Here is a 25600-nt window from a genome sequence, read left to right as displayed (position 1 = left end):
ATCGCTGCGAACATGACTGTCACCCCCGTCAAACCTCGGGAGTCAGCTACAGGTAAGGAAATCACCACCTTCAAGGGGCATAGCAATGCGGTCATTAGCGTCGCATTTAGCCCCGATGGCAAGACCATCGCTTCTGCAAGTGATGACAAGACCGTCAAACTCTGGGATGCAGCTACAGGTAAGGAAATCACCACCTTCAAGGGGCATAGCAATGCGGTCTGGGGCGTCGCATTTAGCCCCGATGGCAAGACCATCGCTTCTGCAAGTTATGACAACACCGTCAAACTCTGGGATGCAGCTACAGCTAAGGAAATCACCACCTTCAAGGGGCATAGCGAAGGGGTCTATAGCGTCGCATTTAGCCCCGATGGCAAGACCATCGCTTCTGCAAGTTATGACAACACCGTCAAACTCTGGGATGCAGCTACAGCTAAGGAAATCACCACCTTCAAGGGGCATAGCGAAGGGGTCTATAGCGTCGCATTTAGCCCCGATGGCAAGACCATCGCTTCTGCAAGTTATGACAAGACCGTCAAACTCTGGAAGGTGTACCCAAATAACCTAGATGATTTAATCGTTTACAGTTGCGCTAGGCTAGGTGTTTATTTAAAATACAATCCGAATGTGAGCGACAAGCAACTCTGCGATGGCATTGGTAATAAGAGCAATTAGAATGTTCCCTTCGACTACTTCGGCTACGCTCAGTACAAGTCCGCTCAGGGAACGTCTTGTTTAGGGAACGTTTTGTTTAGGGAACGGTTTCGCTCAGGGAACTCGAAGCTGCCTGAGCGAAGTCGAAGGCAGCACTCTCTGCAATGGCATTGGTCTAAAGAGCAATTAGAATGTTCCCTTCGACTACTTCGGCTACGCTCAGTACAAGTCCGCTCAGGGAACGTTTTGCTCAGGGAAATCAATTACTGCTACTGCGATGCCTGCGGCGGTCACTGAGCTTTGTCGAAGTGCGGGCGTAGCCATCGCACTTTCGGTATTTTGGAGCGATCGTACTGATTAAAACAGGCGATCGCTTCACTGGTATTTGCCGATCTAAATATTGACTGCTGTTCAAATTTTACAAGAATTATGAAAATTTAGCAGGAGGTGTTCCCTTCGACTTCGCTCAGGGAACACTTTTTTTAATAGAAAGCGATCGCGCAAATCAATTTATGGCTTATATGTACATTCTTGAATGTGCTGATGGTAGTTACTACACGGGTAGTACAAAGGATATTGAGCGGCGGCTGTGGCAACATCAACAAGGTGAGGGCGCAAACCACACGGCAAAACGATTGCCTGTGAAGCTAGTTTTCTGCGAGTATTATCAGTCTGTGGTGGATGCTTTTGAGCGTGAGAAGCAGGTGCAAGGGTGGAGTCGAAAAAAGAAGCAAGCTCTAATTTCAGGGGATACAAATTTGTTGCATAAGTTAGCCGAATGTCAAAATGAAACTCATTACAGTAGATTGCCTAACTTCGATACTTAAACACTTCGGCATGGTTCGACTCCCTTCTCTACGAGAGGCTACGCTTAGTGGTTGAGTCGATGGGGGATATTATTCCCCGCACCTCTCAGTTAGATCCGTGCGTACCCGTTTCCGTGTACACGGCTCCCGATGTTCTTAGCTTGCGCTTTTGCTCATGTGTTTGTAATCGTGACAACTCTCGTGAATTGCCTCTAGATTATTTTCCTTCCAGTTGGTGTGATTTCCGTCGATGTGATGCAGGTGAACCTTTTCTTCACCGATGAATTTCAGACCACAGGAAGCACATCTATGGTTTTGCTTCTTAAGAGCTTTAGAGGTTGCTCCATCATAGAGCTTACTGTTACGTTTGCTCCAATAGGTTATGTCTCCGTCGTAAGGTGATTTAGTTCCTTTGACAGGGATGTGTTTGTTTTCGGAGTAGGAAACTTTTGGAAACGCTTTATCTATCAGTTTTTTGCTAGAGTAGCGTGTTTGTTTTGCTTCCTTGTTGAACACCGTGTAAGCTCTGTGACTCATAAACCAAAGTGATAGCTTTGACCCGTCCATCTTGCAGAACTTATGGTAATTTCTCCAGCCTCTAACTACCGACGCTAATTTCTCAGCCTTTGTGGTAGCACCATAGTTCGAGTTGTTGACGATGTGTTTTACTTTCTTACGGAACGCTTTGAAGTTATCCACTGAGGGATTGCATCTAAACTTTCCGTTTTTCTGGACTTTGAAGTGCCAGCCAAGGAAATCAAACCCATCTGTCGCAGCGGTAATTTTGGTCTTCTTTTGGCTTACATTCATTCCGCGTTTGCGGAGGAACTCGCTGATTCTTTCAAGTATCTCTGTCGCATCATCTTCGGGTCGGAGTATGATAACCATGTCATCCGCGTATCGGACTGATGGTTCGGTGATATCACTGGCTGAGGTTTTGTCAGTGATTCTCTGTCCTTTATTCTCGTGGTATCTGTGTATACTCTCAATCCCATTGAGCGCGATGTTAGCTAGCAAAGGACTGACCACTCCCCCTTGAGGTGTCCCCTGTTCAGGGAATTCTGGGTTGACTCCAGCCTTAAGGCATCGGAAGATACCGAGTTTTAGTCCTTTGGGGGCGATGAGTTCGTCCATTATTGCTGAGTGATTAATCCTGTCGAAGCACTTTTCAATATCGAGTTCGATTACTCGTTTTTCTATTCCGTTGGAACTAGAGCTAAGGTTTAGGAAGATGTACTTTTGTGCATCGTGGGCGGAGCGCCCAGTCCTGAACCCATAACTCCTGGCGTGGAAAGTGGCTTCGTGTGCTGGTTCGAGTACGTACTTTGCTAGGCATTGCCAAGCTCTATCCGCGATGGTGGGTATCTTAAGCATTCTGATAGTCCCGTCCTTTTTGGGGATAGGGATTTCTCTTAGTCCTTGATGTTTCCAATTTCCGCTGTTCACTCTTAGTAATTCTTCAAGGTTGAAGCGTTCCTCGAATGAGAGGGATTTCTTCCCATCAATACCAGCCGTCTTTTTACCAGCATTTAGCTGAGATACTTGTCTTATTGCAAGAAATCGAGCCGAGGTGGATTTTAGAATGAGCTTTTGGAGTGACCGCGCTTTCCGCTTGTCTCCAACTTGAACAGCTTTAAATACGCGCTTTTGAAGGCGGAAAAGATTTCGGCGGAATTTCTTCCACGGTAGGGCTTTCCAAGATTCACTAGTTTTGTAACTGTGTCTAATCATTTTCTCTTCTCTAGTTTGTATTCTCTGAACACCTCAGTCCAATTACGGACTGTCCTATCCGAACTGTGGGGATTCCTCCGCTCGTCTGGACTACCTGAGATTCGACCGTCTCAAGACCCACAATTCGTTTTTCTTCGTTCCCTCGGAGAGATTGATTGTTCCGTTAGATGTAGCCAATTCAACTACTGGATTCCCTGGACTCTTGCCGTTACTCGACGCGTGTTCGGCGGGAATAAACTCCAGTGAGGTCAGGGATTTTGTGTTGCGCCCTGCCTGCAAATAAGTCGTTTTTCTAGGCTCTGTTTCATCGTAGGAACTCCCTGTTAGCGCCAGTGTCAACCCGCAACGGTCGTCTGATTGCGCCCTGTTCCCAGCTTCACTCTACAAGAACCGAGCTTGTTCGGTGTGGGCAGATAAGGAGTCAATTCTGAGTCTGAATGGCAAGACTTGCACTTGCATCTGACCGAGAGTTCAGCCCTTAGTGACAGTAATCTGCTGTCAGGCTGGTTTAGTTATGTACGGACTGGTTACCGTGATTCACTAAACAACGAATCGCACGCATCGTTTTGCTTAACCATCACCACAATGCTCCCTTCGACTTCGCTCAGGGAGCAGACTTCGCTCAGGCAGCAGATTTCGCTCAGGCAGCAGATTTCGCTCAGGCAGCAGACTTCGCTCAGGCAGCAGACTTCGCTCAGGCAGCAGACTTCGCTCAGGCAGCAGATCAGGTTTCTACCTTCCCTGTAGCAACTTCACAACGCTCCCTGAGCGAAGTCGAAGGGAGCAGATCAGGTTTCTACCTTCCCTGTAGCAACTTCACAACGCTCCCTGAGCGAAGTCGAAGGGAGCAGATCAGGTTTTTCCTTTCCCTGTAGCAACTTCATAACGCTCCCTGAGCGAAGTCGAAGGGAGCAGATCAGCTTTCTACCTTCACTGTAGCAACTTCCGTCTTCACGTTTCCGTGTTTCGCGCAGCCTGTAGCAGCTTCCGTCTTCACGTTTCCGTGTTTCGCGCAGCCTGTAGCAGCTTCCGCCTGTCCTGTAGCAGCTTCCGCCTTGACATTTCCGTGTTACGCGCAGTCTGTAGCAGCTTCCGCCTTCACGTTATGAGAAACAGACTTGTGTTACAGCATCTTCCCTTAAATAGAATCCGCTTTTAAGGCAAAGCAATGCGGTGCTTAAACAATAAATGTGGCTTTCATTGGCAAAGAGTACTATAAAATACCTAACTTTTAGACTTTTTTAGAAAAATCAACAATTTCACGTATGACAACTTCTTCAACAATTGTCCACTATAGAATTATCAGTAATTTAGAAAGTAAGTATTAATTATGGCGAGATCGAAACGAAATTCACGTACTCTTGGCAAAGCTGAAGTACGTTTAGCAAGCATTAAATCTATTAGTCCAACTCTCGATGTCGGAGAGAGCTTAACAGTCAAAGATTATACTGAAAAAATTGAAAGCCTCCGAAAATCTCTGGAAGCGTACAATACCACCCTCTCTACTATTGATGTCTTACTAACCCAAATCGTCGAGAATGAACAAGATTTGGCAGACTATTCAGAGAAAATTTTGCGTGGTATTGCTTATAAATATGGTAATAATAGCCATGAATATCAGATGGCTGGCGGGACTCGGAAAAGCGATCGCAAGCGTGCTGTACGTCAAAACGTGGTTTTGTCGAAGTAAGTAGGCACATTACTGCGATCGCATCCCAAGTGCAAAGCTGAATCAACAGCTTGAGTTTGCGAGGAATGCGATCGCCATTGAGTCTTATAGTAAATAGTTCCAAACTCTACAAGGCAAAAGTTTGAGGAATTGTACAACTTTTTTATTTATCAATATGACAAATTTTTAGAAAATTGTACAACTTTCTTTTTATAAGTCGCGTGAATGTCAACGATAATATAAGAGTTACAAACTGCAAAATTGTACAACTTTTTTATACTTATACACTTAATGATAAAATGGCTTTTGAGGAAGTGCAGATCGCTTGCAGAAGCCATTTTTAATTATTACCTATCAGTTTTCCATTACTCTTGCAATTCACACCAATTCACTGAAAAAGTTGCGGTTCCAAAAAAGCCTGCAATACTCCATACATCTACCTTGAATTTTAAGAACCTATGCTTACTCAAGATAAAAAACAACGCAACTGGAAACCCATTATCAAAGCATTTGAGGCTGTCCTTGGTAAAAATGGTGTGGTGCAACGCCGCGAAGAACTCATTACTTATGAATGCGATGGTTTAACTGGTTATCGTCAACGTCCCGCTGTGGTGGTGTTACCCAGAACCACAGAACAAGTTGCCCAAGTGGTAAAGATATGCAATCAATATTCTATACCCTTCATCGCCCGCGGCTCTGGTACTGGTCTATCTGGTGGCGCTTTACCAGTAGAAGATTCCGTTTTAATTGTTACCTCATTAATGCGGCAAATCCTCAGCATTGATTTGGAAAATCAACGCACAGTTGTACAACCAGGAGTGATTAATAGTTGGGTGACACAAGCCGTCAGTGGTGCTGGTTTTTACTATGCTCCTGACCCCTCTAGTCAAATTATCTGCTCTATTGGGGGCAACATTGCCGAAAATTCTGGTGGCGTACATTGTCTCAAATATGGTGTCACCACTAACCACGTTTTGGGATTAAAAATTGTCACCCCGGAAGGAGAAATTATCGATTTAGGCGGACAAATTCCAGAAATGCCTGGTTATGATTTAACAGGTGTTTTTGTTGGTTCTGAAGGCACTTTAGGAATTGCTACGGAAATTACTTTGCGAATTCTCAAAAGTGCAGAATCAATTTGTGTGTTGTTAGCAGATTTTACTAGTATTGAAGCTGCCGGGGCAACTGTTTCTGACATCATCAGCGCCGGAATCATTCCTGGTGGTATGGAAATGATGGATAACTTCAGCATCAATGCAGTTGAAGATGTTGTAGCCACTAATTGTTATCCCCGCGATGCTACTGCCATTCTGCTCATAGAAATTGATGGTTTAGAAGTGGAAGTTGTAGGGAATAAACAGCGAGTTATCGAAATTTGTAAAAAGAATGGTGCGCGTAATGTCACTTCTGCGACTGACCCAGAAACCAGATTAAAGTTATGGAAAGGACGCAAAGCTGCTTTTGCTGCCGCTGGACATTTAAGCCCAGATTATTATGTCCAAGATGGTGTAATTCCTCGGACTCAGTTGCCTTATGTTCTGCATGAGATTGAGACATTAAGTCAACAATATGGTTATCGTGTTGCTAATGTATTTCATGCTGGTGATGGCAATCTTCATCCATTAATTCTTTATGATAATTCTGTGCCTGGAGCATTAGAACAAGTAGAAGAAATGGGTGGAAAAATTCTTAAACTTTGTGTCCAAGTTGGTGGTAGTATTTCTGGAGAACATGGCATTGGTGCAGAGAAAAAGTGCTATATGCCACAGATGTTTAGCCCAGTTGATTTAGAAACTATGCAATGGGTGCGGCAAGTTTTTAATCCCAAAGGGTTAGCAAATCCTGAAAAGATATTTCCCACACCACGGACTTGTGGTGAAGCAGCAAATGCATCAGCTATCAAACAATTTGAAGGTGTGGAAAGATTTTAATAAGAAAGAGGTCAGGAGCGGAACCGGAGACGTTTCCGTTAGCTCCGGTCAGAATTCAGGAGTTAAGAGGATGTTTGAAAAGTCCTCATAAAAGTTCTATATCCCTCTAAATCCACCTTATACCAATTTAATTTTGTATGAAGATGCAATAATACCCCCCTGTAGTCCTACCTTGGAAAGCTACGGTGTGAATTACCCCCCTCAATCCCCCCTTGCAAAGGGGGGAAGCCGGAAATCTAGTTCCCTCCCCTTTGCAAGGGGAGGGTTAGGGTGGGGTAAAAACTTGGTTAATCAGCTATTTCAGACTTGTGTGTACACCGTAGCCAAGGCATCGGGGGGATGGCGATAGCCGGGAGGTGAATTATATGCAGCTTCACAAAAAAACGGTATTAAAAAGGGGAAGTTTGATTAGGCTTCCCTTTTTTAGGGTGGTTAGGGGTATCTAAAAGTGCCTAAAGTCACAACAAAACACTTTTAAAATAACCTCTAATAGTTAGGGATTAAGAGTTATCATGTTTGGGAGTCGTTAAGTATATTCATGAACAAAATTGGCTCCGTATTATTTAAAGTATTCTGAATTCTGAATTCTGAATTCTGAATTCTGACTCCTGAATTCTTAATCATGATTCCTTTACATCATCCGGAGGATTATAACTTTATTTTGTAGTTATATATATTCCGATCGCACTAGGTCAAGCTTACAAATGAATCGGGTTGCTCGCCGTTGTATTTCTTATTTTCTATGTTGGGGATTAGTAGTCACTTTAACAGTTTTTTCATTCTCTTCACTGCCAGTTTATTCCCAAAAAGTAATTCCTTTAACTACAGAAATTCGCGGCGTTTGGCTCACTAATGTTGCTAGTGGTGTACTATTTGTTCCTTGGGGTATTAACCGTGCTATAAATCAATTGTCGGCTCTTAATTTTAATACAATTTATCCTGTAGTTTGGAACCGAGGACATACTTTTTATAAAAGTGCTGTAGCTAAAATGACTACAGGCTCGGAAACTCAACCTTTGCTCAATTTCATGCACGGTGGACAGGATGTTTTAGCAAAGATAGTGACACTTGCTAAAAATAAAAATTTGAGAGTCATTCCCTGGTTTGAATACGGGTTTATGACGCCGCATTATTCACAATTAGCAAGGCGTTATCCTGACTGGTTGACAATTGGGCAAGAAGGTATAAATTCTATCCAAAATACTCCACCAGAAGAAATCGACAATATTTTAGTAACTAAGCTGGCCTGGTTGAATCCTTTACATCCACAAGTGCAAGAGTTTATTCAAGAGCTAATTTTAGAAGTAGTCAGAGATTATGATGTGGATGGTATTCAGCTTGACGATCATTTTGGGATGCCTGTACAGTTTGGCTACGATCGCTTCACTATAGAACTCTACCAGCAAGAACATCAAGGCAAAAGTCCCCCTGGTGATCCTTTTAACTCCAAATGGATGCGTTGGCGAGCAGATAAAATTACGGATTTTATGGCAGAAATTTATCAAGCTGTCAAGGCTATTAAACCTAAAGTTAAAATATCTTTGTCTCCCAATCCTCAAGCTTTTGCCTACAAATACTATTTACAAGACTGGGAAAATTGGGTAAAAAAAGGTTTGGTTGATGAGTTAATTTTACAGGTATATCGAAATGATAAAAAGTCTTTTATCGCTCAACTAGAACAACCACCTGTGAAATTGGCTCAAAGTCTAATTTCTGTAGGAATTGGGATATCAACGGGAACAGTGCGTAGTCCGGTGAAAATCGCACAAGTGAGAGAACAGGTTCAGGTAGTGCGCGATCGCAATTTTGATGGTATCTCCTTTTTTTACTGGGAGAGTCTTTGGGGTTACATCGTACCAGAATCACCCCAACAACGACGCAAAGCTTTTTTTGAAATGTTTAATCCTAAAACTATCAGACTATTACCACCAAAGAAACTTTGATGCCATTTGCGCCTGGAAATACTAGATTTGGCTTTGCATTGCTGTGGACTTTAGCTACTTTCGGCGGTTTTTTATTGAGTTTACTCTTAATTGAAGTCGGGGAAAAACCTGATATTGGACTGGTAGAGGCTGCTATCGGCGGATTTGCGATCGCACTTCCTCAAGGCTGTCTCCTGAAACAACCTATATTTTGTATCCGGTGGATTTGGTCAAGTCTTTTGGGTTGGAGTATTATCACCGTTATCGGTATTGGTGCTGTAGGTTGGATTGTACCTAGCACTCAAATTCTCCCTCAGAGAATCTTGTCTGGGGCCATTTATGGTGCGCTTGGCGGCTTCGGAATTGGATTGGCTCAATGGTTGGCAATTCCCCAGTATCAGGCGTGGCGATGGATATTAGTCTGTTCGGCAAGTTGGGCTGTTGCTATCCCTGTAGGTTCTACTATCGGGATGCTTTTGCGCCATTGGACGCAGTTATTCTTCGGCGAAGTCATAGGATTAGCCATCACTTGGCTGCTGGTTGGCATCCTCACAGGAATCAATGCTCACAAATTGCGATGACTGCGGCGGGCTACGCCTACGTAAGCTCCTCTACTCTCTTTATTAAGAATAATAAATTTAATTCACATATACTGATACTTGCACTTAGATATATGCAAAAATTATTAAAAACTGTTAAAAATCAATTTTAGGAAGTTTGCCCTAACCTGCAAATGTATTTTCGCCTTCAAAAAGCAGGATTTGTTAAGCTGACTCCTACTTAGCTTTCCTAGATTTCTGACAAGAAGTAGAGAAAGATCCAAATTTCGATGAGCAACGGCTGACAATACTTTGCTATAGGCGCTAAAGTGCATCTACTACAAGCTTAACGATCAGAGAGCGCCTAGAAGAGTCAGTAATACAAGAGTGGGACTCTCGCATGAATATAAATCCAGCAGAATCAACTATGGAGTTGACAAAATTATCACCACCTCAGATTCTTTTTGGCACAGAAGTAGATGAGAAAAGTAGTAGTGAGCAGTTTCTACTGAGCATGTACGATTCTGTGCAGGCATCAATCTTCGTAGTTGATGTTCTGGAGGACGGAGATTTTCGATATGTGGCACTTAATCCCACTCATGAGCGGTGGATAGGTATTTGCTCAGATGATCTTCGGGGCAAAAAACCAGAGGATATTCTCTCTCCCATCGATGCTGCAAGGGTGCGTCAGCATTATAATGACTGCGTGCTATTTGGCAAAACTATTTCTTACGAACAATGTTTGCAATTCCAGGGAATTCCCACTTGGTGGAGCACGACTCTTACGCCACTACGAGATGCTAACTCTAGGATTTATCGACTGATTGGTACTAGTAGCAATATCACCTCTGTTAAGCAAGCAGAACAAGGGATCAGATACCAGGCTGAACGAGAGCAACTGCTAGAAGCGATCGCTGGACGAATTCACCAATCTGTAGAATTAGAGACAATTCTGCATCAGACTACAATTGAACTGCGGCAGTTTTTGAATTGCGATCGCGTGCTAATTTATCGCTTCCAGACTGATGGCAGTGGAGTAATCATTGCCGAATCAACTGTCGCTGCTGATGATCTCCTGTTGGGAAAAAACATCATCGATCCCGGCTTCAGTGGCAAACATCCAGAACACTACGGACGAGGTTGTATTCAAGTCATCGAAGATATTGATGCAGCCGGATTGCATCCTTGCCATATAGATTTCCTGGCATCTTTGCAGATTAGAGCCAATCTAGTCGTGCCGATTTTCAAAGAGCAAGATATGTGGGGGCTATTGATTGCCCAGCATTGCCGTGAATCGCGTCAATGGCAACAAACGGAAACTGACTTGCTAAAGCAGTTAGCAACTCAAGTAGGCATTGCTGTCCAACAGGCAGAACTTCATCAGCAGATCAAGGATCTCAAAACTAAGATGGAGTTGCAGAAACAGAAGCACATAAATCAGTTGCAGCAGGTGCGAAACTTTGAAGCCTTGGTGCGACGCATGACAGAACAAATCCGCGACAGTCTGGATCAAACTCAGGTGTTGCAGACTCTCACCCAGGAATTAGCAGAGTTACTCAATCTTGATCGTTGCCAAATCGAACTCTATAGCACCTGCAAAAACCTGGTAACTGTTACCTACGAGTACACCAAAAACTTACCCCAGTTTCAGGGATTGACCAGACAGATTGCAGACCGTCTTGAAGTTTATCAGCCGTTGTTGCAGAAACAAACTTTGCAATTTTTGGAAATTGTGCCTGGATGGCAACCAAACTTGTTGGTTATGTCTCAGATGGCTTGTCCAATTTTCGATACTCAAGGGATTTTGGGAAATATTTGGTTGACAAGACCATCACAAGAGGCCTTTGATGAATTTGAAATTGAGCTAGTGCAGCAGGTAGCAAATGAATGTGCGATCGCCATTCGTCAAGCCCAGCTTTACAAACAAACCCAGGCACAGGTAAAAGAACTAGAAAAACGCGATCGGCAAAAAAACCAATTTCTCAGAACTTTGTCTCAAGAACTGCGGACACCAATAACTAGCATTAGCCTTGCAGTCCAAACGCTTGAAAGTGTCCTCACCCCGGCAGAAATATCAGAGATAGAAATAGTTCCGCAACTCTTGCAGATTCTACATAACGAGTGTGGACGAGAAAGCAAATTAATTAACGACCTACTCACACTCACATATCTCGAAGCCGAACCCGATCCCCCAACTTTGATTGCCATTGACTTTCAAAGTTGGCTTCACCCAATTATCGAGTCTTTTCGAGACCTCACCAACTGCCAGCGACAGCAATTAAACCTGAGTTTTGCTCATGCGCTGCCGCCTTTGGAGACAGATATCACTGATTTGGAGCGAATTGTCACCGAACTGCTCAACCATGCCTGCAAATACACCCCAGCGGGCGAATCCATTACAGTTTCGGCTCACCTGATAGGGAATGCAGTAGAGCTTAATATTACCAATTCTGGGATAGAGCTTACCAGCAATGAACTGTCACGAATTTTTGAGCCTTTCTATCACCTTTCCAAACACGATCCTTGGAAACATAGCGGCACTGGACTGGAATTGGCATTAGTGCAGAAAATGGTCAGACATTTAGGCGGCTCAATTGATGTAGAAAGTGCAGCAGGTCAAACCACCTTCACTGTCAAATTCCCCTTTTAACTGTTTTTTGGTGCGGCACTAGCTAAATTGTCAGAAGTTGTGCTACTATTGTTATTTGTGTGGGTGACTAGCTCAACGGTAGAGCAGTAGACTCTTAATCTATTGGTTGCGGGTTCGATTCCCTCGTCACCCATCCTTTCTAGCCCTCCAAAATTTACCCTTGCCTAAATCGAGCAAGTGCCACGCTCGGAAAGCCCCTATTTTTGGGGATAAACGCCACTAAAGCTTCGACTAATTTAACTAAAAACCCCTCTGGCCTTTTGGCAGTCCAGTCAAATTTTTAGGTTGTCCACTGGACAGCAAATTATCAAACAGGAGTCAGGAGTCAGAATTCAGCAATGTTTTCTGTATGACTGGTGGATGAATAACCGGGTTTAATACCCCCACCAAATCTACGATTTGGTGGTCAACAGGAAAGTCGCGGGTCTGAATTCCCTACTGATTAACGTGAGTTCGACAAGTCTTATTTGACCTCTCCCCCAACCCCTCTCCGACACGGAGAGGGGAGCAAAAAGCTGAATTTTACTTTGCTCCTCCCTTTCCGTTTCCCAGAGGCAGGCTGGGAGGGAGAGGTTCATCGAACTCACGTTGATTAGATTCTGACTCCTGAATTCTGACTCCTGAATTCTTCTTCAACATATCTTCAGGTACGGTTCCCCAGTCGAGAAATCCCCCCTGCGATCGCTACCTACCGAAGGTAAGACGCGGTAAATTAAATATGTAGCCTCTAAAAATAAATGCTACGTAAATGCTACAAACTCGCTTGCTTGTTACGGGCTGGCGTTAGCGATATACCGCAATACTCCTACCAGCATGGGGAGAAATCATAAAAAATTCCGTTTTCCAAGCGATTGTATTATGCGTAAAAAACTACAACAAACCATCAAACCGCTGTTAAAAACCTTCTTAGCCATAAGCTTAGTGTTAGCTTTGGCTCTTGGTCACGCCGATGGCGCATTAGCAGCCCGCAGTGGGGGTCGCATCGGTGGTGGCTCCTTTAGAGCGCCTTCTAGTCGCACCTATACACCGCGAACTTATGCACCTCCTGGTGGGGGCGGATACTATCCTGGTGGTGGTTTTGGTGGTGGCTTTGGCTTTCCCTTCTTGATTCCCTTCTGGGGTATTGGAGGAGGATTTGGTGGTCTATTTTCCATCTTAATTTTCTTCGCGATCGCTAATTTCTTATTGCAAACTTTCCGCCGCGTCTCTAGCGGTGAAGCAGGAGAAGCAGATTACAGCAGTAACTCTCCGGTTTCTGTAACTCGTTTGCAAGTAGGTTTGTTAGCTCAAGCCCGTGAATTGCAAAATGAACTCAACCACATTGCTGAAACTGCTGATACTAACACCCCAGAGGGTAGAGCAGAAATTCTCCAAGAAGCCAGCCTAGCTTTACTCCGCCATCCCGAATACTTTGTATATGCAGGTGGTGGCACTCAACAAGCCAGTTTGAATTCAGCTGAAGGTCAGTTTAATCGGCTGTCACTGGCAGAACGCAGCAAGTTTAGTGAAGAAACTCTTTCTAACGTCAACAACCAGCTAAGAGAAGCCCTTGCCAAAGATGCTTTACCGCCGGCTGGTGAACTCGACAACCCCACCCGCCTATTTACCGAAGGCCCTGGTGAATACATTATCGTCACTTTACTAGCGGCGACATTAGGTAAGTTTGAAATCCCTACAGCGATTAACAGTGCTGATGATTTGCGTCAAGCTTTGCGCCAAATTGGTAGCATCCCTAGTGACAAGCTTCTAGCAATTGAAGTTCTTTGGACTCCGCAAGCTGAAAATGATACCCTGACATCTGATGATGTGTTGGCAAATTATCCTGATTTGAGACTTGTTTAATCTCTAAGAAATTTCGCGTTTTAGTGCTAAGAAATAACTTGCCATCTTGGTGAAACAAATAAATTCCCCCTTGAGAGCAATAACTAGAAAACCGTTTGTCAATGACAAGCGGTTTTTTGTAGAGGTTATCCGAAAAATGGGTTTAAAACCCTGTGCTTCCAGCACGGCTTTAAAGTAATGAGTAAGGAGTAATGAGTGGATGAAAAACGGGTATCAATACTTGTCGGTTAAGGGGAAAAGGGGAAGGGAGAAGGGGAAAGAAAAAACCTTTAACCTTTACCCTTTAACCTTTTCCCAAAACCCAATTCCGAGTTAAAAATCCAAAACCTGAGCAGTATTGAAACGGGTATTTACTCATTACTTATTACTTATTACTCATTACTCCAGAATCACCGACCGTACCCTTCTCCTGACGGAGACGCTGCGCGAACGGGAACGCCAAGGGCGAACACGGTGGTGAGGATATCAACCAGTAATCAATATGTATTAGAAAAATTATTCTTAGTCAAAACTTTGGTAGTATTATCAAAATGCATTATACGCAAAGCGTTATCTTATGCCTAGTGTTGAACCCGAAGAAAAGCGAGAGCATCGCATTAAAACAGAAATCATTGTAGATGCTGAAGACAAAGAAGACCGGGCTATGGGTTGGTATTATTACCTCGAAGAGACTCTGAATTTTCCCTTTCTGGCTAAATGGACTAAGAAGGGACGCAAATCAGGTTCCGTCGAGGAGAAACAAGTGGAAGTGCTGGGAATGGCCCCAGATGATGAGTGCTTAAAAGATATGTTGGTAGAAGTGGCTTACCTTAATGGTAAAGATGATGATGTATATTCTGCAAAGTTATCTGAAATAATAGCCATTGATGCTGATAGTGAAACTCAAGAAGCGATCGCAGACTGGCTATATTGGATTGCTAGAGGGTATAAGTTTTAAACTCTAGGACAAATACCGAATGACGCGGCAGGGATTGCCAGCAGCGACAACATTCTCAGGTATGTCTTTGACAACTACACTGCCAGCACCAATAGTTGTATTATCACCAATAGTTACACCTGGACAAATAATTGCACTGCCACCAATCCAGACATTGTTACCAATGTTAATTGGGGCAGCTAATTCTCTCCCAGAAAGGCGAATTTCTGGCTCTATCGGATGATAGGCAGTATAAATTTGTACATAAGGAGCGCATAAGACATTTTCACCAATGTGAACTGGATTGCAGTCTAAAATTACACAGCCATAATTCATATACAATTTGTCGCCAGCGAAAATATTACTGCCATAATCACAGTGAAACGGCGGCACAATTAATACTTTTTCACCAATCTTTCCAAATAATTCTTGCAAAATTTGCTGGCGTTGCTCTTGCTGTTCTTCGGTTGTAGAATTGTAGCTTCGCAACAGACGACTAGCTCGCTTATTTTCGGCAGCCAATTCTGGATCTTCCGCCAAATACAATTCCCCTGCGAGCATTTTCTGTTTTTCGGTTTTTTCCATGACAGACTTATTTTAAAAAGGGACTGGGGACTGGGGACTGGGGACTGGGGACTGGGAAAACTTGGAAGGCATTCAGACCATTACCCAAGTTTTGTTCGCGCAGCGTCTCGTAGAGAAGAAAACTCTTCCTAGTCCCCAGTACCGGAGCGCCGAAGTCGGGGAATCCTGGCGCAACCCGTTGAAGTGGCAGCAGAAAGAACTATTTAACTAAATATGGCATAAGTAGCTTTTCCTTGCCGTTTCGCTCGGTACATCGCAATATCAGCATCTCGCAGCAAAGTTGCAGGCTCCTCATAATTACTAAAATTCCAAGTAATACCAATGCTGGCTGTAGTAGATAATTGATATCCATTCAGGTTAACTGGCGATCGCAATGAGTCTTGAATACGTTTAGCGACATTAGTAGCGTCGGTAATGTCTTTAATATCCTCCAAAAGAACAGTAAACTCATCACCACCAAATCGTGCTACCGTATCGCCACTGCGTAAACACGACTCTAAACGTCTAGCGATCGCTACTAAAAAATCATCCCCTATTCCATGCCCAAAGCGATCGTTAATCTCTTTGAAGCCATCTAAATCCAAAAATAAAACTGCAAAATAATAATCGCTTCTGCGTTTGCTACGTTCAATGGTTTGTCTGAGGCGATCTAAAAATAAAACACGATTCGGTAATGCTGTCAGCCCATCATAAAACGCATTGCGGATCAGTTGCGCCTCTGTCTGTTTACGCTTGGTGATGTCTTGAAAAACTAAAACCGCGCCAGTAATATTCCCTTTTTGATCGCGGATAGGTGCAACATTATCCCCAATCGCTATTTCTTTGCCATCTTTGGTAATCAGTGTACAGTTTTCTGGTAGATTGAAAATTTCACCTGCTTCCATTACATAAGTGGCTAAATTTTCAATTGTTTCTCCTACATCTTTGTCAACTAAGTTAACTACTTCTACTAAATCTTTACCTAATGCTTCACTTTGTTTCCAACCAGTCATTAGTTCTGCAATGGGATTCATCATTTGAATACAACCATTTGCATAAGTTACAATCACTGCACAACCCATACTGTTAATAATTGCTCCTAGCCTCTGTTTTTCTTCGTATAATATTTTTTTACTCTGATGTTTATACAGAGCCATTTCAATGGCAAAATGTAAATCACTTTCAATAAATGGTTTGACTATGTAACTAAAAGGCTCACTTAGCTGATTTTTATTATGTAATGTTTTATATTCTGAACACTCTGTTAAATATACTACAGGTACATGGAAGTGATTCTGGATAATATCCGCTACATGCACACCGTCAATTTCCCCAGCTAGGCAGATATCAATTAATACTAAATGTGGATGAGTTTCTGCTACCTTTTTTATTGCCTCTTCACCAGACTGAGTTATTTCTGAAACTGAATAACCTAATTTTTGTAAACTTTTTCTAATATTTGAGGCTAGGGCTTTTTTATCCTCAACAACTAGGATTTTTCGGGCGAACATGTTAAAACAACCTGTTTGCTAAGGTTCAGATTTTTATTGTGGGTGTCAAACTCAATCAAAAAGTTATTATCTTATCATAAACAATCTCTCACCTACCCTGTTTTCTTGCTTGATATAAATTACTGACTAATGAGCAAATAGTAATGTTATTAACCTCCCATAATTTCTCTGCTTGTCAAAGCTAATTTTGATGATTTCATGCAGCTAATATCATGTCATTAACGTCAAAAGTATAAATACCATGTAATTACCAGTAATTCAAAACTTATTTTCAAAAATATGCAATGTTTTTTTAAAGCAAACTAGAGATATTAAGTATAGTATTTATGTAAAAATTAATCAAGAATAAAAGTTGATATAATGACAATATACTACTTTTATATAAGTTGAAAAAGTTAATATTTTGTGTTGTATATAATGCAATAATGTGCATCTACCAAATTGCTACAAAAAATTAATAATTATCTGGAATTAAAGACTTTAATATCGCTTTGGCTACGAATGGTTTTTGTCTCAATCTTGGTTTAAATTGCCGTCTGAAACTCTCTTAAATTTTGAATGGTGAGTTCAATGATGTTATTTATAACTATTCATCGCTTCTGGTTAATGCTTAATCACAAATCCTGCGATCTGAAAATATGCAAGTTAAATGCTCATTAGCAGATCGCGGGATTTTTTAGTTTTTTGAGAATGAGTGGGTGCTGGGGGCAATAGCAGGAAACATTCTCTTTGTGAGATACTTCCACGCTCCACCTAAACCCACTTTGTTTGCTGACTTATAGATATTGAAAAAAAACACTTTTGTGTTTTAGAGATTGGACTTACTTTTAGTCAGTTCAATGCTAATTTTGCCACCAAAGTCTGGAATAGGTGCAGCAGGTTTGCTGAGAGTGACTTGGACTTTTGTTACACGATCGCACTCTTGGAGAATAGAATCTGCGATCGTTGTTACCAATTTCTCCACCAAAACAAATTTAGACGTTTTGATCAGATGTTGTATCAAGCTAATGACGCTGCGATAATCTAAAGTGTCTTCGATCGCGTCAGTCTTGGCCGCTGTGGAGATATCCAACCATAACCTTACATCCACCTCAAACCATTGTCCTAGCACCTGTTCTTCTGGTAGATACCCAGTGTAGCCATAGCCGCGAATTCCCGTTAAATGAATGCAGTCCATAAAAGTTTGAAAGCAAATTGGGCATTTTGTAGAAAGTGAAGCAAGTTTGCTTGGAGATTTTCTTTCCCAGAAACTCGCGTGACAGTGTTGGGTTCCATCACCGCATTGATGGATTTTAAATTGAATTTCCCTAGACGAAATCTAAAATTTAAGATTGTTTTATAGCTATGTTTAATTTAATGCCGATCGCCTTTAAAAATGTTAATCAACTTTGGGCTTATATTTTAACAGAGACGCTAAAGCGGTTGGGATTGACTTGTGCCATCATTTGTCCTGGATCACGATCTACACCCTTAGCGATCGCATTTGCTCAACAAGCACCTGAAATTGAAGCGATTTCCATTCTCGATGAACGTTCCGCCGCCTTTTTTGCTTTGGGACAAGCAAAAGCAACCGGACGCCCTGTGGTACTAGTTTGCACCTCTGGTACAGCAGGAGCCAACTTTTATTCAGCAGTCATCGAAGCCTCATATAGTCGCGTACCACTGTTGATATTAACCACCGATAGACCCCCAGAATTGCGAGATTGTCACTCTGGGCAAACTATAGATCAGTTGAGATTATATGGAAACTACCCAAATTGGCAAACAGAGTTAGCCTTACCTTCCGCCGATCTGGGAATCCTAGCTTACCTGCGACAAACGGTAATTCATAGCTGGGAAAGGGCGCAAACTCCTACAAAGGGGCCAGTACATTTGAATATTCCCTTTCGCGATCCCTTAGCACCTCTTCCTGATGGAACCGACTTGAGTTATTTGCGATCGCAGTTTCATCCAGAAGACTTCTTCGCAGGGATAGAAAACCCATGCCCCATGCCCAATGCCCAATGCCCAATGCCCAAAGAATGGAAAGAATGCGATCGCGGCATTATTATCGCAGGTGTTGCTCAACCGCAGCAACCAGAAGAGTATTGTAAAGCGATCGCGCAACTTTCCCACACTCTCAAATGGCCTGTGCTAGCTGAGGGACTTTCCCCAGTCAGAAATTATGCCGAACTCAACCCTTATTTGATTTCCACTTATGATCTGATTTTGCGAAATCAGCAACTAGCAAAGCAGTTAGCGCCCGAAATGGTGATTCAGGTGGGTGAAATGCCTACGAGTAAAGAACTGCGTACCTGGATAGATGCAACCCAACCGCAACGCTGGGTAATTGACAACAGCGACCAAAATCTCGATCCTTTGCACGGGAGAACGACGCATTTAAGGATATCTGTAGAAGACATAAAAGTAGAGGAGGGAAATTTATCTTTATCCTCAAAATATGTGCAGCAATGGTGTGATGCGGAAACTAAGGTGAGGTTAGCTGTTGATCAGATGATGGGGAAAATAGATGAAATCATTGAGAGTAAAGCAGCCTGGTTTATTTCTCAGATTTTACCGCCCAGAACGCCTCTGTTCATTGGCAACAGTATGCCTGTGCGGGATGTGGAATATTTCTGGAAACCAAATAATTTAGGAGTGCGATCGCACTTTAACCGGGGTGCAAATGGCATTGATGGCACATTATCCACAGCTTTAGGAATTGCCCATCGCCAGCAAAGTAGTGTGATGTTAACGGGAGATTTAGCGCTGTTGCATGACACCAATGGTTTTTTAATCCGCAATAAGTTTGTCGGACATCTGACGATTGTGTTAATCAATAACAATGGCGGTGGCATTTTTGAAATGTTACCCATTGCCAAATTTGATCCACCATTTGAAGAGTTTTTTGGCACTCCCCAGGATATTGATTTTGCTCAGTTGTGCGTTACTTATAATGTGCAGCATGAATTGATTACTTCTTGGCAACTGTTGCAGGAAAGATTAAACCCGCTTCCAACTAAGGGAATCCGGGTTTTGGAGGTGCGGACAAATCGTAAAAAAGATGCTCAGTGGCGACAGGATAATTTACGAAACTTTGCCGAAGATATTACTGCAACTTAACTAAGCCAATAAATTTTGCTAAATAGAGGGAGAAAATATAGCATTTAGGTGAAAAGTAAGAACCGTTTATAGTATCAAAGTTAAAGATGCTTTATTACAATTGTTTCAAATAATAATGCTGTTCACCCGTATTACTTGATCATGGCTTGAAGCAAAAAGCAAGAAAGAGTGCTGAATAGGGCGCATCAGTTTTAAGTTTTCAAGTAATGAATATTGACTATTTAGTAAAGCATCCAACTACTATCATTAGTTATATGATTAACTTTATCATCAAAATCATAGGGTTTAATTATGTATTGTATTAAATTTTGAACTTGCTTTGTATTATCGTAGAAAGTGACATTATTATCTTTTAAGGCACAAAAGAAAGGATCTTCTGCAATATAGTTATTTTGGTCTATTTGGGGAAAATATCCTTTTATATTTGCCTCATAACATAAAAGCCAATTTTTAGAATATAAATTCTTGTCAGTTAGATCATGTTTTACTATGCTTTCCCATTTTTTAAATTCTAATCTATCTTTAATGACATCATAATTTTGATATAAATCTAAAGCAACAATAGCTACAACAGAATCTTCTAAGTCAGAAATTGCCTGAATTGTTTTTCCTTCAATTGGTATGTTTAGCGTCTTGCTTAACCATAATGCCCATGAAACCTCATGACTATGATTTAGATTACTATGTTTACAAATTAGCGAATTGATTGTACAAGATATTTTTTCTTTATTTAATTCATATCCTAAAATCGAATAGCTAAGTAGTATTTCTGTAGCTATAACTAATGCATTTGGTGCAACCATAATTGATTGTAATATAAATGATTCATAGAGATTCCAATTGTCATGTTTTATACAAATTTTACTGACTTTACGAAGACCATATTTAATTACAAAGTCCTCTGGAAATAACTTTGAATATTCAAATACTTTACTGAAGTAAGTTATGATATCACTATGCTGTTCTACTATATTTTTATCACTAATAGGATATCGTCTCATCTCTGACACCCAAATTGGCTCAATAGATTCGGGAAGCTCAACAATAAAAGTTTTTTCGGAATTATTTTCTAATTCAAACTCTTGAAGTATTTTATGTATTTGAGAAAGTGCAAATTCTGCATCTGAGAGAGAGTTGAAATATAAATAATAATCATCCATATAACGAAATCCATCAAAAATAAAAGGTATTACTTGTTTAAGTCTTTTATCCACGGCAGAACCAATAATTTCTGCTATGATCAATGATGAATCAGTCCCAATAGGAATGCCTAATGTCTGTTGATCTTGTGTATTCCGAACGCAACGATCAATTTTGTTTCCTATTAGAGATTCATTTCTATTTATTTTAGAGATATCTTTCCCGTGAATAGCCCACGGAATACTATGAGTATAAATAGTAGAATAAAATCTCGAAATGTCAGTGTGAAGACAATAAGAATAACCTACTGAACGGATAACCCGCCAATCTAGCAAATCTTTGTAATTGGCAGATACAGCCCGTTCAATAGTTGAATCACTACTAAGGGAAGATTCTATGCCTGGGAAAGGTTCTGTATCTAAGGAATATTCATTCCTTTTTTCACAGCAAAATAATAATGGTTTATATAGAAAAGAAGTTTCAATAGATTCCCTCACCTGTTGCCAATTATCAGATAATGTATTGCATAAAATAATTTGATGGAGAGGATTTGGAATTGCTAAATTGCGACGGGAATATTTACTTTTAGGAAATGAATAATAAGAGCATTTACTAGAAGACTTTTTTGGTGTTTCTTGAACAATGCTATTAATTTTATCTAAATTATTTGCAAGTCCTTCTGTTGTAAATGCTGGCACTAACTCTTTAGGAAAAAAACCGCTTCTAATAAAATCTTCGGTCTGAATAAGAGGAGAATTGGTTTGTATCATTGCACTATGGGTTTAAATTCAATTTCTAGTATATTGTAGCACTATATTTACAGTATTATTGACTATGTATAATAATAAAGAACTAATGTCCTTAGAGGCTGAAACTCTTTCTGTATATTTAAAAAATCTCTACACCTTTATCATTACCTAATCCCGCTATTCAGTAACACTTCCGATCAGACACACAAAGTTTTGCTTAACGTACTTACAGTAGGTTTATTTAAAAAAATCACGCTCTTGGTTCTTCTTTGCGCCTCTGCGTGAGATTTACCCTCTTGGTTGACCTTGTAACCACCCTTCCAAGTCCGCGATCGCAATCTCAATTCCAACAACTTTCTTAAGCAATTTCACTAAATAGTCGTTTTAACAGTCGGAGGAGGAGCGATCGCACATCCTCCCACTGATTCTGATATACCCGCGCGCGTGTCTGCAAATGCTTCTTCACTTTGGGAAACTTTATTTGTAGTGCGATCGCTCATCCTCCTCTGCGTGAAACTTACCCGCTTAATTGATCTTGTAACCACCCTTCCAAATCAGCAAGAGAAGAGAAATCCAACAAAGCATCACCTAAAGCTTCCAACTGTTCCACCGATAACTCTTGAATCTGGGATAGAAGCGCATCAGGAATATTACCCACACGCCGATTTAATAGTCGTAAAACGATCGCTCTTTCTCCTTCAACCTTTCCTTCCTCTCGTCCTTCAACCTTTCCTTCGATCTTTCCTTCCTCTCGCCCTTCTGCCTTCGCTTCCAGAATAGCCCGTGGTTCTTCCAAATTCAGTCCCAACATCGCTTGAATCTCCTCTCGACTAAGGTTAGAAAACTTGTAGACAATAATCGTTGTAACTAAATCAATTATCGCTTGCTCCGATTGTTGCCGTGCTTGCTCCAGTAAAAACCGTGCCCCTTCCACTGCTTCCGTTTCAGAAGTAACATTTGTCAGCAACATCAAACCCAATCCCAAAGGTTGTTCTCGCAAATCCCCCAACTCATCCAAATAAACCCGCCTGATTTGACCACTTTCTAATAAAGCGCGGTGAATCGTTGAGTTAGAAGGTTCCAAGCTGCGAGAAGCAAAAATTATTACCCCAAACCAGTCATCGTAACGGATAGAGTTGCGGTAGAGAAACAAAAACAATTCGCTAAAGAAGCGGTGATATAAGTCTTCGTCCTTCTGAAACTGGACTTCTGAAAAAAAGACGGTTTTGGAAACTGCATTCGCGGGAGGTAAAAACACTCCATCAATCCGAAACGCCGTTTCTTTCACCTCAACCGATTCAAACTGGTAATTTTCCGCTTCTGCGGGTGGTTCATCTACTAATTCAAACAGCAAACCAGGGAATTGCTTAAATAATTTGTAGAAGATGGTGTCACGTCGCATTTTTATTCCTCAACACCCAGACAATTACCAGATTGTAAAGGGTTGAGATAGCAATTTTAGCGTAGGCGTAGCCCACCGCAGGTATCGCATGTCCCTACGTCCGCGATAAAATTCTTGAAGCAACAGCGCACTCCATAACAATGCAAATTAACTGGGAAACTGCCAAAACCTACGAAGATATTCTGTATCAAAAAACTGATGGCATTGCAAAAATCACTATTAACCGTCCCCACAAACGCAATGCTTTCCGTCCTGAAACTGTCTTTGAACTGTACGACGCTTTCTGTAATGCTCGTGAAGATACTACTATTGGTGTCGTCCTATTTACGGGTTATGGCCCACACACTGATGGCAAATATGCTTTCTGTTCTGGTGGCGATCAAAGTGTGCGGGGACATGCGGGTTATGTGGATGATACTGGCATCCCCCGCTTGAATGTGCTGGATTTACAACGCCTGATTCGTTCGATGCCGAAAGTGGTGATTGCTTTAGTAGCGGGATATGCGATCGGTGGGGGACACGTTCTACACTTGATTTGCGACCTTACCATCGCCGCCGATAACGCTATTTTCGGACAGACTGGCCCGAAAGTCGGCAGTTTCGATGGTGGTTTTGGAGCCAGCTATCTCGCCCGCATTGTGGGGCAAAAAAAAGCTAGAGAAATTTGGTTTCTCTGTCGCCAATATGATGCCCAACAAGCGCTAGAAATGGGTTTAATTAATTGCGTCGTCCCAGTGGAACAACTAGAAACCGAAGGGATTCAATGGGCGCAAGAGATTTTAGAAAAAAGCCCGATCGCAATTCGATGTCTCAAAGCCGCCTTCAACGCTGATTGTGACGGACAAGCTGGTTTACAAGAGCTTGCTGGCAATGCCACGTTACTCTATTACATGACAGAAGAAGGGTCTGAAGGCAAACAAGCCTTTCTCGAAAAGCGTCCACCAGATTTCCGCTCTTTTCCTTGGCTACCTTAAAATTGCAAAAATCGCACCTCAATAAAGGGTGCGATTTTTGTAGATGTCAAAATTTACAGCACTAAATATCTTAAAAACAAATCTTATCTTAAGCAGACTACGAACTCTATTCAGTAATAATGGATGGCTAAATAACAACTGCTTTAGTCTTTACCTGTTCAGATATGGAGATAGTTATTTCCTCAACAGGGGCAAGAGCAGCATTGTCTAAATCTGAGGCTAGAGATTGACAAGATGTTAAAACTGGGGCTGCATCTGGCAAACTCCAAGCATCTTCCAAGGTTTCCCAAGAAGGTGCAAAAGGTGGGAGCGCCAAAGAGCAAGCCTTCCAAGTTGCTTGAACAGGCGCTCCTAACTGCTGGCACGTTCCACCACGGCGACCTTCTGGCTGGTAATGACGGCAATATTTACAGGCAGATGCTAAAACTTTAATAGGTTTCATTTGGATTAATCTTTAGTGCAGTTCTGGCTAAATTTCATCCTTATATTTTGCTTCTATATATAAAGACGGATAAGAGCCAAAAAGTCATTATTTTCTCTAGGTTTCAGCGATCCCAGGGCAAAAATAAACTTCAGGATGTTTTTATAATCTTGTTATATATTTCAATAATCGTTAGAGTGGTCACCTATAGATTTTGGCTAAAACTTATTAGGGATCAAGACTAAAACTAAAGCTTTTGATTTATCCAGCCTTTTAACTTCCTCCTTAAGGATGGGTTAAACCATAGAATTTTAGATAAATAGTCTGCTTTGTATACCACACTTGGCATATTTTAACAGGAAAATATCTTTTTTCTCCAAAATCAGAACTATATAAATTCTGCTTAACGAATAATCGCTAAACTATTTTGCTTTTAATTTAGGACTGACTTGCTTCAAAACTGTTTAGCAGCACAGACAGAACAGACTGCCCAGCGCTGGAGTTCGCCGGGTGGGGTGGGAGATTGACACTGGGGACAAAGGGGTAAGCCATGCGATCGCGATCGCATCACCTTCGCCCAATTCCCAAAAGCAGCATTCACATCCTTAGTGGGTGTCATATCAGGGCGGCTAATCTCATCACCAAGGTAACTGGGATGCTCATGGGGCAAAACCGTTTGTTGCTGTTTTCTCTCCACAGATGGATTTTGCCAGCCAGCAGTGGAGAAGCGAATATCAACCAAAGGCGTTGGCAGCTTTTTATTCAACTTTAAAAGCAGAGATGTGCGACCAAAAGTCATGTTTTGCGCCCAAGCAGCACTAGAAGTTGCTACCGACAAAACATCGCGCTGAATTGACAATGGTCGAGTATTTGCGGCAACTACTGGGCCAACAACTTCTGCCCAACACTTGAGCAGAAGTTGAAATGGTTGCTCCTGCCATTTAGCCTGCTTTTCTAGAACGCCTAAAATATCATTTATTGATTTCAACGACATCATTCAAAGTGCTGAGTGAGGAGTGAAGTAGGGAATAGGGTACAGGTTACAGGGTGCAGATTATTCCCTATCACCTGTCACCAGTT

23 protein-coding genes and 1 tRNA gene are annotated in these 25600 nt (G+C 41.8%); 13 read left to right on the top strand and 11 right to left on the bottom strand.

Translation table 11 applies throughout. From position 1 onward, the window contains the following. On the top strand, positions 1-672 hold a 672-nt coding region (locus RRG12_RS36755), incomplete at its 5' end, for a WD40 repeat domain-containing protein (protein ID WP_420762603.1). Positions 673-910: 238 nt separating this feature from the next. Here the strand turns inward: RRG12_RS36755 and RRG12_RS36750 are convergent. After that, entirely contained in the window at positions 911-1066 is a 156-nt protein-coding gene (locus tag RRG12_RS36750) for a hypothetical protein (protein ID WP_420762602.1), read from the bottom strand. A gap of 97 nt (positions 1067-1163) precedes the next feature. Between RRG12_RS36750 and RRG12_RS36745 the strand changes: the two genes are divergently transcribed. Then, on the top strand, positions 1164-1478 hold the full coding sequence (locus RRG12_RS36745; RefSeq protein ID WP_420762601.1) for a GIY-YIG nuclease family protein: 315 nt from the start codon (positions 1164-1166) through the stop codon (positions 1476-1478). A 135-nt stretch (positions 1479-1613) separates the two neighbouring features. On the opposite strand, the gene RRG12_RS36740 is transcribed toward RRG12_RS36745, so the two are convergent. Further along, entirely contained in the window at positions 1614-3188 is a 1575-nt protein-coding gene (locus tag RRG12_RS36740; protein WP_420762600.1) for a group II intron reverse transcriptase/maturase, read from the bottom strand. A gap of 566 nt (positions 3189-3754) precedes the next feature. On the opposite strand from RRG12_RS36740, the gene RRG12_RS36735 reads away from it, so the two are divergent. Both RRG12_RS36735 and RRG12_RS36730 read left to right on the top strand, forming a co-directional pair. After that, a complete protein-coding gene (locus RRG12_RS36735; RefSeq protein WP_420762599.1) occupies positions 3755-4063 on the top strand; it encodes a hypothetical protein in 309 nt (102 codons plus the stop codon). Positions 4064-4518: 455 nt separating this feature from the next. Continuing rightward, positions 4519-4878 (top strand): hypothetical protein, encoded by a 360-nt coding sequence (locus RRG12_RS36730; RefSeq protein ID WP_420762598.1) that lies wholly within the window; start codon positions 4519-4521, stop codon positions 4876-4878. On the opposite strand, the gene RRG12_RS36725 is transcribed toward RRG12_RS36730, so the two are convergent. Beyond that, positions 4854-5015, bottom strand: coding sequence for a hypothetical protein (locus RRG12_RS36725; RefSeq protein WP_420762597.1), 162 nt, complete (start codon positions 5013-5015; stop codon positions 4854-4856). The genes RRG12_RS36730 and RRG12_RS36725 overlap by 25 nt on opposite strands. A gap of 300 nt (positions 5016-5315) precedes the next feature. On the opposite strand from RRG12_RS36725, the gene glcD reads away from it, so the two are divergent. The 7 genes from glcD (at position 5316) to RRG12_RS36690 (ending at position 14678) form a co-directional block, all read left to right on the top strand. Further along, positions 5316-6788 (top strand): glycolate oxidase subunit GlcD, encoded by a 1473-nt coding sequence (gene glcD / locus RRG12_RS36720; RefSeq protein ID WP_420762596.1) that lies wholly within the window; start codon positions 5316-5318, stop codon positions 6786-6788. Between the two features lie 704 nt (positions 6789-7492). Next, a complete protein-coding gene (locus tag RRG12_RS36715; protein ID WP_420762595.1) occupies positions 7493-8731 on the top strand; it encodes a glycoside hydrolase family 10 protein in 1239 nt (412 codons plus the stop codon). Further along, positions 8731-9291 (top strand): hypothetical protein, encoded by a 561-nt coding sequence (locus RRG12_RS36710; RefSeq protein WP_420762594.1) that lies wholly within the window; start codon positions 8731-8733, stop codon positions 9289-9291. Before RRG12_RS36715 ends, RRG12_RS36710 begins: the two co-directional genes overlap by 1 nt. Positions 9292-9649: 358 nt before the next feature. Continuing rightward, positions 9650-11899, top strand: a complete 2250-nt coding sequence (locus RRG12_RS36705; protein ID WP_420762593.1) for a GAF domain-containing protein — start codon at positions 9650-9652, stop codon at positions 11897-11899. Positions 11900-11960: 61 nt separating this feature from the next. After that, positions 11961-12032, top strand: a tRNA-Lys gene (locus tag RRG12_RS36700). A 725-nt stretch (positions 12033-12757) separates the two neighbouring features. Beyond that, entirely contained in the window at positions 12758-13741 is a 984-nt protein-coding gene (locus RRG12_RS36695; RefSeq protein WP_420762592.1) for a DUF1517 domain-containing protein, read from the top strand. 556 nt (positions 13742-14297) lie between these two features. Then, complete coding sequence (locus tag RRG12_RS36690; protein ID WP_420762591.1) at positions 14298-14678, top strand: calcium-binding protein; 381 nt, start codon at positions 14298-14300, stop codon at positions 14676-14678. 3 nt (positions 14679-14681) lie between these two features. Here RRG12_RS36690 and RRG12_RS36685 read toward each other — a convergent pair whose 3' ends face one another. The 3 genes from RRG12_RS36685 to folB form a co-directional block, all read right to left on the bottom strand. Next, on the bottom strand, positions 14682-15242 hold the full coding sequence (locus RRG12_RS36685) for a sugar O-acetyltransferase (protein WP_069073966.1): 561 nt from the start codon (positions 15240-15242) through the stop codon (positions 14682-14684). A 203-nt stretch (positions 15243-15445) separates the two neighbouring features. Then, positions 15446-16732 (bottom strand): diguanylate cyclase domain-containing protein, encoded by a 1287-nt coding sequence (locus tag RRG12_RS36680; RefSeq protein WP_420762590.1) that lies wholly within the window; start codon positions 16730-16732, stop codon positions 15446-15448. Between the two features lie 808 nt (positions 16733-17540). Continuing rightward, positions 17541-17909, bottom strand: coding sequence for a dihydroneopterin aldolase (gene folB / locus RRG12_RS36675; RefSeq protein ID WP_069073964.1), 369 nt, complete (start codon positions 17907-17909; stop codon positions 17541-17543). A gap of 167 nt (positions 17910-18076) precedes the next feature. On the opposite strand from folB, the gene menD reads away from it, so the two are divergent. Further along, positions 18077-19834: a 2-succinyl-5-enolpyruvyl-6-hydroxy-3-cyclohexene-1-carboxylic-acid synthase gene (menD, locus tag RRG12_RS36670; protein ID WP_420762589.1), complete on the top strand. Its 1758-nt coding sequence runs from the start codon at positions 18077-18079 to the stop codon at positions 19832-19834. Positions 19835-20055: 221 nt separating this feature from the next. On the opposite strand, the gene RRG12_RS36665 is transcribed toward menD, so the two are convergent. The 3 genes from RRG12_RS36665 to RRG12_RS36655 all read right to left on the bottom strand — a co-directional run bounded on the left by RRG12_RS36665 (position 20056) and on the right by RRG12_RS36655 (position 23125). After that, a complete protein-coding gene (locus RRG12_RS36665) occupies positions 20056-21744 on the bottom strand; it encodes an RNA-directed DNA polymerase (RefSeq protein ID WP_420762588.1) in 1689 nt (562 codons plus the stop codon). Between the two features lie 350 nt (positions 21745-22094). Then, positions 22095-22223 (bottom strand): hypothetical protein, encoded by a 129-nt coding sequence (locus RRG12_RS36660; RefSeq protein ID WP_420762587.1) that lies wholly within the window; start codon positions 22221-22223, stop codon positions 22095-22097. Between the two features lie 17 nt (positions 22224-22240). Beyond that, positions 22241-23125 carry an Rpn family recombination-promoting nuclease/putative transposase gene (locus RRG12_RS36655; protein ID WP_420762586.1) on the bottom strand — a complete coding sequence of 295 codons (885 nt, stop codon included), beginning with the start codon at positions 23123-23125 and terminating at the stop codon, positions 22241-22243. Between the two features lie 140 nt (positions 23126-23265). Between RRG12_RS36655 and menB the strand changes: the two genes are divergently transcribed. Further along, positions 23266-24099: a 1,4-dihydroxy-2-naphthoyl-CoA synthase gene (menB, locus tag RRG12_RS36650; protein WP_069073960.1), complete on the top strand. Its 834-nt coding sequence runs from the start codon at positions 23266-23268 to the stop codon at positions 24097-24099. Positions 24100-24226: 127 nt separating this feature from the next. Here the strand turns inward: menB and RRG12_RS36645 are convergent, their stop codons facing one another. Together RRG12_RS36645 and RRG12_RS36640 are read right to left on the bottom strand one after the other, a co-directional pair. Further along, entirely contained in the window at positions 24227-24541 is a 315-nt protein-coding gene (locus RRG12_RS36645) for a hypothetical protein (RefSeq protein WP_420762585.1), read from the bottom strand. 433 nt (positions 24542-24974) lie between these two features. Then, positions 24975-25514 (bottom strand): DUF721 domain-containing protein, encoded by a 540-nt coding sequence (locus RRG12_RS36640; protein WP_420762604.1) that lies wholly within the window; start codon positions 25512-25514, stop codon positions 24975-24977. Between the last annotated feature and the right edge of the window lie 86 nt (positions 25515-25600).

It is taken from the genome of Nostoc sp. CALU 546, from assembly GCF_048836525.1.
Note: the sequence above shows the minus strand (reverse complement) of the source record. Positions and strands in the feature narration are given on the sequence as shown.

Excerpts from the sequence above, each read along its gene's own strand:
- RRG12_RS36745 (WP_420762601.1), top strand. The coding sequence starts at position 1,164 with ATGGCTTATATGTACATTCTTGAATGTGCTGATGGTAGTTACTACACG.
- menB (WP_069073960.1), top strand. The coding sequence starts at position 23,266 with ATGCAAATTAACTGGGAAACTGCCAAAACCTACGAAGATATTCTGTAT.
- glcD (WP_420762596.1), top strand. The coding sequence starts at position 5,316 with ATGCTTACTCAAGATAAAAAACAACGCAACTGGAAACCCATTATCAAA.
- RRG12_RS36645 (WP_420762585.1), bottom strand. The coding sequence starts at position 24,541 with ATGAAACCTATTAAAGTTTTAGCATCTGCCTGTAAATATTGCCGTCAT.
- RRG12_RS36695 (WP_420762592.1), top strand. The coding sequence starts at position 12,758 with ATGCGTAAAAAACTACAACAAACCATCAAACCGCTGTTAAAAACCTTC.
- menD (WP_420762589.1), top strand. The coding sequence starts at position 18,077 with ATGTTTAATTTAATGCCGATCGCCTTTAAAAATGTTAATCAACTTTGG.
- RRG12_RS36655 (WP_420762586.1), bottom strand. The coding sequence starts at position 23,125 with ATGCGACGTGACACCATCTTCTACAAATTATTTAAGCAATTCCCTGGT.
- RRG12_RS36690 (WP_420762591.1), top strand. The coding sequence starts at position 14,298 with ATGCCTAGTGTTGAACCCGAAGAAAAGCGAGAGCATCGCATTAAAACA.
- RRG12_RS36680 (WP_420762590.1), bottom strand. The coding sequence starts at position 16,732 with ATGTTCGCCCGAAAAATCCTAGTTGTTGAGGATAAAAAAGCCCTAGCC.
- RRG12_RS36685 (WP_069073966.1), bottom strand. The coding sequence starts at position 15,242 with ATGGAAAAAACCGAAAAACAGAAAATGCTCGCAGGGGAATTGTATTTG.
- RRG12_RS36640 (WP_420762604.1), bottom strand. The coding sequence starts at position 25,514 with ATGTCGTTGAAATCAATAAATGATATTTTAGGCGTTCTAGAAAAGCAG.
- folB (WP_069073964.1), bottom strand. The coding sequence starts at position 17,909 with ATGGACTGCATTCATTTAACGGGAATTCGCGGCTATGGCTACACTGGG.
- RRG12_RS36660 (WP_420762587.1), bottom strand. The coding sequence starts at position 22,223 with ATGAGCGATCGCACTACAAATAAAGTTTCCCAAAGTGAAGAAGCATTT.
- RRG12_RS36665 (WP_420762588.1), bottom strand. The coding sequence starts at position 21,744 with ATGATACAAACCAATTCTCCTCTTATTCAGACCGAAGATTTTATTAGA.
- RRG12_RS36715 (WP_420762595.1), top strand. The coding sequence starts at position 7,493 with ATGAATCGGGTTGCTCGCCGTTGTATTTCTTATTTTCTATGTTGGGGA.
- RRG12_RS36740 (WP_420762600.1), bottom strand. The coding sequence starts at position 3,188 with ATGATTAGACACAGTTACAAAACTAGTGAATCTTGGAAAGCCCTACCG.
- RRG12_RS36705 (WP_420762593.1), top strand. The coding sequence starts at position 9,650 with ATGAATATAAATCCAGCAGAATCAACTATGGAGTTGACAAAATTATCA.
- RRG12_RS36710 (WP_420762594.1), top strand. The coding sequence starts at position 8,731 with ATGCCATTTGCGCCTGGAAATACTAGATTTGGCTTTGCATTGCTGTGG.
- RRG12_RS36730 (WP_420762598.1), top strand. The coding sequence starts at position 4,519 with ATGGCGAGATCGAAACGAAATTCACGTACTCTTGGCAAAGCTGAAGTA.